This is a genomic window from Desulfosarcina sp. (assembly GCF_046496365.1).
Classification (GTDB): Bacteria; Desulfobacterota; Desulfobacteria; order Desulfobacterales; family Desulfosarcinaceae; genus Desulfosarcina.
The window spans coordinates 1-8,358 of the sequence record NZ_JAWOHB010000133.1; the positions used below are offsets into that span (position 1 = coordinate 1).

At 52.9% G+C, this 8,358-nt stretch carries 10 protein-coding genes; 9 read left to right on the forward strand and 1 reads right to left on the reverse strand.

The window, feature by feature from the left end; genetic code table 11:
- The first annotated feature begins 112 nt into the window (after positions 1 to 112).
- The 8 genes from R6V78_RS12150 to R6V78_RS12185 all read left to right on the forward strand — a co-directional run bounded on the left by R6V78_RS12150 (position 113) and on the right by R6V78_RS12185 (position 7,252).
- A complete protein-coding gene (locus R6V78_RS12150; protein ID WP_410289625.1) occupies positions 113 to 322 on the forward strand; it encodes a hypothetical protein in 210 nt (69 codons plus the stop codon).
- Between the two features lie 375 nt (positions 323 to 697).
- Positions 698 to 1,387 carry a response regulator gene (locus R6V78_RS12155; protein WP_410289626.1) on the forward strand — a complete coding sequence of 230 codons (690 nt, stop codon included), beginning with the start codon at positions 698 to 700 and terminating at the stop codon, positions 1,385 to 1,387.
- Positions 1,371 to 2,777 (forward strand): sensor histidine kinase, encoded by a 1,407-nt coding sequence (locus tag R6V78_RS12160; protein WP_410289627.1) that lies wholly within the window; start codon positions 1,371 to 1,373, stop codon positions 2,775 to 2,777. The genes R6V78_RS12155 and R6V78_RS12160 overlap by 17 nt, the downstream gene beginning before the upstream one ends.
- 356 nt (positions 2,778 to 3,133) lie before the next feature.
- Positions 3,134 to 3,484: a hypothetical protein gene (locus R6V78_RS12165; protein ID WP_410289628.1), complete on the forward strand. Its 351-nt coding sequence runs from the start codon at positions 3,134 to 3,136 to the stop codon at positions 3,482 to 3,484.
- A gap of 46 nt (positions 3,485 to 3,530) precedes the next feature.
- Positions 3,531 to 3,656 carry a hypothetical protein gene (locus R6V78_RS12170; protein ID WP_410289629.1) on the forward strand — a complete coding sequence of 42 codons (126 nt, stop codon included), beginning with the start codon at positions 3,531 to 3,533 and terminating at the stop codon, positions 3,654 to 3,656.
- Between the two features lie 122 nt (positions 3,657 to 3,778).
- Complete coding sequence (locus R6V78_RS12175; protein WP_410289630.1) at positions 3,779 to 4,684, forward strand: response regulator; 906 nt, start codon at positions 3,779 to 3,781, stop codon at positions 4,682 to 4,684.
- A 72-nt stretch (positions 4,685 to 4,756) separates the two neighbouring features.
- Entirely contained in the window at positions 4,757 to 6,601 is a 1,845-nt protein-coding gene (locus R6V78_RS12180) for a DASS family sodium-coupled anion symporter (protein ID WP_410289631.1), read from the forward strand.
- A 108-nt stretch (positions 6,602 to 6,709) separates the two neighbouring features.
- Entirely contained in the window at positions 6,710 to 7,252 is a 543-nt protein-coding gene (locus R6V78_RS12185) for a hypothetical protein (protein WP_410289632.1), read from the forward strand.
- Between the two features lie 321 nt (positions 7,253 to 7,573).
- Here the strand turns inward: R6V78_RS12185 and R6V78_RS12190 are convergent, their stop codons facing one another.
- Positions 7,574 to 7,774, reverse strand: a complete 201-nt coding sequence (locus R6V78_RS12190) for a hypothetical protein (RefSeq protein WP_410289633.1) — start codon at positions 7,772 to 7,774, stop codon at positions 7,574 to 7,576.
- A 360-nt stretch (positions 7,775 to 8,134) separates the two neighbouring features.
- On the opposite strand from R6V78_RS12190, the gene R6V78_RS12195 reads away from it, so the two are divergent.
- Positions 8,135 to 8,358 (forward strand): hypothetical protein (locus R6V78_RS12195; protein ID WP_410289634.1); only part of this gene is annotated, 224 nt, incomplete at its 3' end.

Below are 8,358 nucleotides of genomic sequence, written 5' to 3' on the forward strand. Positions count from 1 at the left end.
GCCCGGCTCACGGTAGGATTCCCGGAGCAGGATCTGCTCGTAGGTTTTGGAGCCCTGTTTGGACCTGACACGTTGGATATGCATAATGTCTACCCATATAGGCATAAAGATCATGCAATGTCAAATTAAAAAGCGATATATTGGTGTCTACCGCTTGGGGCTCAATATCGAGACTTGCACAAATAATTCGGTAGGTTATACGTTTTCTGGCCAGGAACATCCGCTGGAAGTGATTCATGAAAAATTGGATTGGCTACGACAATACCGTGACCATCTTGCCCAATGGCAGGAGCTCATTGATGTGGTGTTAGCGGCGGCGTGAAAATGATGTAAATGTGGCGGTTTAAAAATGCGTGGTTTTTCAGGGGGTAAGCGATGCCGCCGGCCCCGTTTTTGGGGGCCAGCGGGTGGTTGTTGGGGAGGGTTTAATTTTCGATGATTTCTTTCATCCGGTAGCTTTTGCCCTCGATGACCGCGCGACCGATTGACCTCCATTGGTCACCTTCCCGGTTCTTGTGGGTTTTAAAAAATCCCATCTTCAAAACTCCCTGTCCGATTTTTCGGTTTTTAAAGCTGGAAAAAATAGCGTTGTCATGAAACGATTGCCCTTTTGCGACCCAATGATATAAATTGATGACAAGGGTCAGATTGGATGCAAAGCCTTCGCGTTGCCATTTGGCGTTATGGGTGAACAAACATGCGCGTCTTGTTGGTTGAAGATGATTTAAAAATTGCCGCCTTTATTGAAAACGGCTTGCGAGAGGCCGGATTTTCGGTGGACCGCACGGATGACGGCGAACAAGGTCTTCACATGGCCTTATCGGTCTCCTATGATGTGGCCGTGGTGGATGTCATGCTGCCGAATATGGACGGCCTGAGCCTGATCAGCATCCTGCGCCATAGAGGCGTCGACATCCCCATATTGGTTCTCAGCGCAAAACAAGCGGTGGAAGATCGCATCAAGGGACTCCAAAGGGGTGCGGACGACTATCTGGTTAAGCCTTTTATTTTTGCCGAGCTTCTGGCAAGGGTTCAGGCATTGGTGCGCCGGGGATCCAAGACGGTGGAGGCAAACCGCCTGACCTGCGGCGATCTGACCGTTGACCTCATTCATCACGAAGTTCGCCGGGGTGGGCAAATGATCGACTTACAACCCAAGGAGTATGCCCTGCTGGAATACCTATTGCGCAACAAAGGCCGTACGGTGTCCAAGACGATGATTTTGGAACATATCTGGGATTTTCACTTCGATCCCCAAACAAATGTCGTTGATGTACTGGTCTGTAGATTGAGAAACAAGATCGACAGGGATTTTCAAGATAAAATGATTCAAACCATTCGCGGTATCGGCTATGCGATCAAGGCGCCGCATGTGGAAGTTCAATAAAACCATCGGCTTTAAAATCGCCGCCGGCTATGCGGCCCTTTTTTTTCTCAGCTACCTGGTCCTGGCCATCATTGCCTATCTGGCCGTGGGCTCCACCTTGGCTCGCCAGGAGAGGGAAAAGATTTTGGCCGAAATTGAAAGCCTGAGCAGTAAATATGAATCCGGTGGCTGGAAGGCACTTCACGACACCATTGTAGAAAACAATCGTTATCGCAAAAACAATCCTTTTTTTACGCGGGTCCTCGCAGCGAACGACCGCCAAGATCTGGTTTTTTTCCCTTATCACTGGGAGGAGTTTGACATGGAAACCCTGCGAGATATGTACAATCCTCGTCCCGGGGCATGGTTTCGCCTGCCCAACCGGTCCCTTACATTTGACCTGGAGATCATGACGGCCCGACTGTTTGACGGCAGTCTTTTTCAAGTCGGCATCAGTACCCAAGATCGGCTGACGGTGTTGGGTAGGCTCCGGGGCGTATTTGTGACGGTTTCCGGTGCCCTGATCCTGTTGGCCGTTGCCGGAGGCGCCCTTTTTTCTCGACGGGTGCTGTTGCCGTTAAGAAACCTTATCAACACCGTTTCGGCCATTGAATCCGGAAAGATGGACGCCCGGGTCTCCGACACCCAGACCGGCGATGAACTTGAGGAACTGGGGGATCTTTTCAACCAGATGATCGAAAAAATCAGCCAGTTGATCCGAGCCATGGGTGGAGCCCTGGACAGCGTGGCCCACGACCTGCGCACTCCCATGACCCGCTTCCGCAACAATGCTGAAAAAGCGCTTCAGGCGGACGCGCCGGAAGCGGCTTGCCGCGAGGCTCTGCAGGATTGTGTGGAAGAGTCGGACCGCATCCTGCGAATGCTGGGGATGCTCATGGACATCTCCGAAGCCGAAACCGGCACCATGCGTCTATTGGCCAAACCTGTGGCCCTGTCACCCTTGGCCGAGGCGGTGGTTGACATGTATCGTTATGTGGCCGACGAGAAGGGGATTCGCATGGAAACCGATTTTTGCGATTCGGCCTTCATAGAAGCGGACGCGGACCGAATCAGTCAAATCATGGCCAATCTGCTCGACAACGCCGTTAAGTTTACCCCAGAAAACGGTGTCGTTCGCGTATGCATCGAAAAAGTTGCTGAAACGATCATGATGCGCGTCGCCGACTCGGGCATTGGCATTTTACCCGAGGAGATCGACCGAATTTGGGACCGACTCTATCGTGGTGCCCGTTCCACTCATCGGGGACTCGGCTTGGGCCTGAGTCTGGTCAAAGCTGTGCTTCACGCCCACCATGGCGAAATCCGGGTCTCCAGCACACCTGGAGCCGGATCGGTCTTCGAAATCCGTCTGCCCGCCATCCCGCCACCGGCCCACCTTTCTACCCCCTGAATCGACGCCTTGCCCTCGATTCCACCCCAATGGTTTGCCCTTCATCGGTCAAAATCGACGCAAACCCTTTCAAAAATGTAATCCTGCTGAAAGAACACTGTAATGTTTCCGTGGTACATGATGGCCAAAACCTGAATTAAGGGCCTCGGAAATAAAGCAGATCATCTTGCTTGTCTTTTTACCCGAATTCTGCGTTGTCCACGCCGATGGATTACGTCGCGTAGGCATCGGTAGGGCCGTCTTGAATTCAAATAAAACTCCGGTGCAATCCGGGCCCATTTTATTTCTTCCGAGTCCCTAAAGAATCAGAAGGTTCGACCACCGCAATAGGAGTGGCTCCGAAGGGAAGACGTGCCATGAGGTGGAAGTTTTGGAAAAAAAAGAGCACCCGCGAACAAAAATTCCACCCCATCCCGTCATCACCCGGCCCGCTTCCGGAAAAATTGCTCCAGCATTTGATTCAGGAACTTGAACTCAATGCCCAGTGGGTGCGAACGCTTGCAAGTGTCACCCGGCCAATGGCCGGTGAGCACAACATTTGCGAGTTTCGGGTATTTAGCCCTGCCCAAATGGCCATGCGGGGCATAACGGTACGGGATTACGGCTCCTTCGACGGGAGCGGACAACTGATTCTTTTTTCCGGAACCTTGAATTTGGAAACCGGTGTTGTGTCCCTGATTCCGGGGATCCAAGGGCGGGCGCCATGACCATACGGATAGGCGGGCACAAGCATTTTAAACAGGAGATAACACGATGAAATGGACAACCCGTCTTTCACGTCAAACGGAAAAGCGCATTTATTACTATGCCACCATCATCTTGGTGGTGGTTTTGGGGGGCATCGAGATCTACCGTCGATTTCATCAATGGATTATATGAAACCATCCGATGGCACCCCGTGGAGCCATCCGAGAAGGTTTCACCCCAAAAAGCGGATATATTGTGTCCAGTGACCGCCAAGTGGATCACTCAACCTATAACGGTTTTAGGGAGGAAGGCGTATGGCAGACAAGATCAAAGTCCTAATGGTGGACGATGAGGAGCAGTTTCGCTCGACCACGTCCAAAATACTGAACCGAAAAGGTTTCGCCACCACGCTGGCTGGTACCGGGAAAGAGGCCCTGGAGATATTAAAAAAATCGCCTCAGGATGTGGTGGTGCTGGATGTCAGAATGCCCGGGATGGATGGACATCAAACCCTGACGGAGATCAGGAAAATCGATGCCAAGTTGCCGGTCATCATGCTGACAGGACACGGAGAGGCGGATTCGGCAAAGGCTTCATTTAAGGAGGGCGCCTATGACTACTTGAGCAAGCCTTGTGACATCGATCTTTTGGCCACAAGGATACAGGACGCATGCAGTTTATCGACCGAAGGGGTTCAGGAGGAAAAAAAGGTCAGTGACATCATGATCCCCGTTGAAAATTATACGACCATTGATGTGAACCGCACCCTGAAGGAGGCCATCGCGGAAGTTAAAAAATCCTATGAGACTATTTTATCAACCGGAAAAATTATGGAGACCGGACACCGTTCCATCCTGGTCTTCGACGGAAAGAGCGAACTCGTGGGTATTTTGAGCATTAAAGATCTCATCCGGGCCCTTCGACCAGCTTACTTATCCGCTCCCAAACCCACCATGGCGGACAGTATACGATTTTCGCCTATGTTCTGGACTGGTCTTTTCACAAACCAAGTCAAAGCGCTGATCGATAAAAAGGTCGGAAATATCATGTCCAAAACCCCTTTGCTCGTGGATGAAAATGCCAATCTCATGGAGATCGCCGATCTGATGTTTACCGAAAGGGCCAGGCGCGTGGCGGTCACCCGACAAGGAAAGGTGGTGGGGATCGTACGGGAACAGGAACTGTTTTTTGAAATTGCCCGTATTGTTCAGGAGAGCTGATCAAGGGACGGTTTTCGGCTTCAACAGTCGAGCCATTTCTTAAAAACATCACGGGTCTTATAGGAGACACATATGTCGGACCAAGAAAACAAGGCTACAGGATATGATAAACTGGTGGACTGGAAGATTTTCAGCATTCCATTGATCATCTTTTTCATTCTCCTGATGATGCCTACACCTTACGGCATGAAGGATATGGGCACCGAGGTCAAGATCGGCCCCAAGGCGGTCATCGACAGCCTGACCAAAACGCTGTTTTCGAAAGGTAGCGGGGACGTGGAGCAGTGGCAGCTGCTGACCGCCCAGATAATGGAACAGAGCATGCGCATGGGCATTCTCGAAAAAAAACCGTTTCTCAAACGGGACGTTAAATGGTGCGCCAAATACAAAATCCACGCCACCAACGCCAATCTGAAAAAAGCCCAAGCATTTGTCGAGACCCTGGACGACCAGGCCTATTTTGAAATGATGAAAAATGCGCTTCAGCTCAGAAGCGCCGACCTGAAATATGAAGATCTCACCGAAGCCGACAGGGAGCGGGCCGATGTGGGCGCCTGGAACATCAAAGTGTCGGTGGGCATGATGATCATCGTGGTGTTGTGCTTTATGACGGAGTGCGTGCCACTTCCCATGGTGGCGTTTTTGCTGGGCCTTATCATGGTCTTTACCGGCATCTGGAGCCGGGATGAAATCGCCCAGCTGTATTGGAGCGACTCGGTCTGGTTTATCATGGGCAGCCTCATGTTTTCGGCGGCCTTTGTGAGGACCGGGGTGGACAAGCGGATCTGCCTGGCCTTGTTCAACAAGATGGCGGCTCCCAACGTAAAAATGATCACCCTCGTCTTTTTCGTGATTATTTCTCCCCTGGCCGCTTTTGTCTCCGATCATGCCCTGGCCGCCATGTTCCTGCCCATTGGCATTTTACTGTATCAGAACAGCCTGACCAAGGATGTCCCCGAGGATATGGAACTGGCCAAGATGCTCATGATCAGCATCGCCATGGCCTGCAACGTGGGAGGCCCGGGTGCGCCTTCCGGGGGTGCACGCAACGTGATCATGATGACCTATCTAAACGACATGTTCGGGATGGACATCGGATACTTTCAGTGGATGATCTACTGTTTTCCGTTCCTGTTCATCATGGTGCCGTTGACTTGGTTTTTGATCAACTGGCAATTCAAGCCCAAAATCACGGATGTGGAACCCGCCATGAAGTTCCTCACGGCTCAGGTGCAGAAGATGGGGGGATGGAACCGAAAGCAGATATGGGCCATTATCATTTTTTTGATCATGCTGGCCGGCTGGCTCACGGAAAAGGACCTGTTTGATGCCGGGTGGGTGCCCTTCCGATTGGGGGTGGGGGTCATCGCCGTGGCCGGGGCCGTGGGTTTTCTGATGGCCGGCGTGGTGAGTTGGCGGGATTACCAGAACATCGACTGGGGCGTCGTCTGGCTCTATGCAGGTGCCATCGTGTTCGGCCGGACCCTGGATTCCTCCGGAGCCGCGGCTTGGCTGGCGCGCAGCATTGTTGACCTGCTTGCACCTATGGGGCTTGACAAGGGGCTGCCGCTTCTGATGACGGGCGGCACGATTACGGCGCTCATCACCAACCTCATGGCGGACGGTCCGGCGGCCGCGGCCGTGGGTCCCGTGACTCTTTCCCTCGCCGGCTACGCCCATCCGGGGACGACCTTCATTCCCTTCATGGCCATGGCCACCGCCATCTGCGCTTCCTTTGCCTTTTGCCTCATCATCGGCACCCCGCCCAATGCGATCGTCTACTCCAGCGGGTATTTGACGGCAAAGGACTTCCTTCGGGTGGGGCTTGTAATTTGGGTGGTGGCCCTTCTCGTGGTGTTGCTGTTGGCGGGCCTTTACTGGCCCCTGCTGGGGTTCGGCGTTTTGCCGCCCTTTTAAAGCTCCGAAGAAAACAGATGGACCAGGCGGATCGACTGAAAGGTCGGAAACAAAAAAGGAATACCCCTCCGACCTTTCAGTTCCGCCCGTATCAAGAAACGGAAACTCATGGCTGATAGCCCCATCGAAAAGCGGTTTTCACTTGCCTTTTATTTTGAAACTTTAAAATCCGTGCTGGTCGGCCCGGGTGATTTTTTTGAATCCCTGCCCAAATCGCAGGGGTTCGAAAAGCCGTTTGCTTTTTTGCTGGTCTCGAGCCTCCTTCATGCGGCCCTTTGCTTATTGTTTGTTCCTTCATTGTTGTGGGCAATGGTGATTCTGACCAACGCCCTCATCAGTCCGATGATAGCCGCTGCGGCAGGCTATGGGCTGATTCGTGGGGTCACACGCCAACAGGTGCCGTTCAATGAGCTGTTTGCCCTTTATGCGTATGCCATCGGCACCACCCATCTGATCTCCTGGATTCCCATGGCCAACTGGATTGCGGAACCGTGGTGGTGGGTCCTCATCGGAACGGGAATGGTGCGGCGGTTTCGCATCAGCGGTTTCCAGGCTCTTTTCATCATTGGGTTTTCCATTGTTCTGATCCGCCTGTTTTTCTTCATTCTCACACCGCTGACGCTGGAAATGAAAAGTTGGTATGTTTCATGAGCGGTTTCGGCCCAATTCACGTCGTTTTTGCTTGATTCAAGCTTTGAGGGGAGATCTTTAAGGGTCGCGGTAAGAAATAATTCCACAAGATGGCGCCGGATTTTGGTTCGTCACCAAGGCACATCCGTCGGTGCATATCGAGATATGTGCCGGCGGGTGTAACACCGGTGACGGGCCAAAAGACAAGCAAGATGTGGAATTATTTTTTGCCGAGGCCCTAAGTAAAGGCAGTAAAGGAGACAGTGGTTTGGGGTTGGTCTTCCCCCCCCAATAGAAAAATCAGCAGCGATTTTTAAGGATGAAATGCGAAGGGCGTCCCCGTTACCGGCCCAGCAAGTGGATGTGGTTTGAGGTGACGGCGTAATCGAGGATGCACAGTCCGTATCGCCTTTTGGATTCAAATATCCAGTACAGCCAGCTACGCCAGTCCCTGGCGAACTTGAGGAGGAATTCGCGTTTGTGGCAGCGATGCGTTATGTGCCAGGCGTATCCGGGAAGGTGGTAGCATTTGGCACGCGGCATGTTGGTCGTCTTCCTTAAACGTCCAACATTAAGGTTAAAAATCGCAGTTTAAGGGTTTTTTACAGCTTTGGCTGGGAACCTCATCTGTTTTTCGTACCCCACGCCGCCGACACCGGAGTTCGCCTTCGAGGCAAACACCGGCGTGCACACGAGCAGCACGAAGCGCGACTCACGGATCCGCGATTCCATGAACTGGCTGAGATCGGCGCCTGGAACCATTGGGGACGTCCATTGATATATCATTATTGTTTGGGCAGCAGTTTGTAACCCTTTTCCATAATCAACTTTTCGCCCCGCTTGATGGATTTGCTGACGGATGGCTGGGAAAGATTCACGCGTTTGGCAAGATCGACGGTGGAGATGCCTAACTCACGGTGGGCCCAATACAGGAGAATGCTGCGGGCCTTGACCGTTTGGGGGTGGCGACCGGCCGTTAAAACCTCTGCCAAGTTCACCCACGCCGCCAACGCGCAGGGGCGCCGCCTGGTGCGCCACCTGACGCTCCCGTGGCTCCCGCTGCTGCGGGAGGGCGACTACCCCGCCGTCACCTTCGCCGAGCCCGAGGTCGCCCAGATCGGCCCACC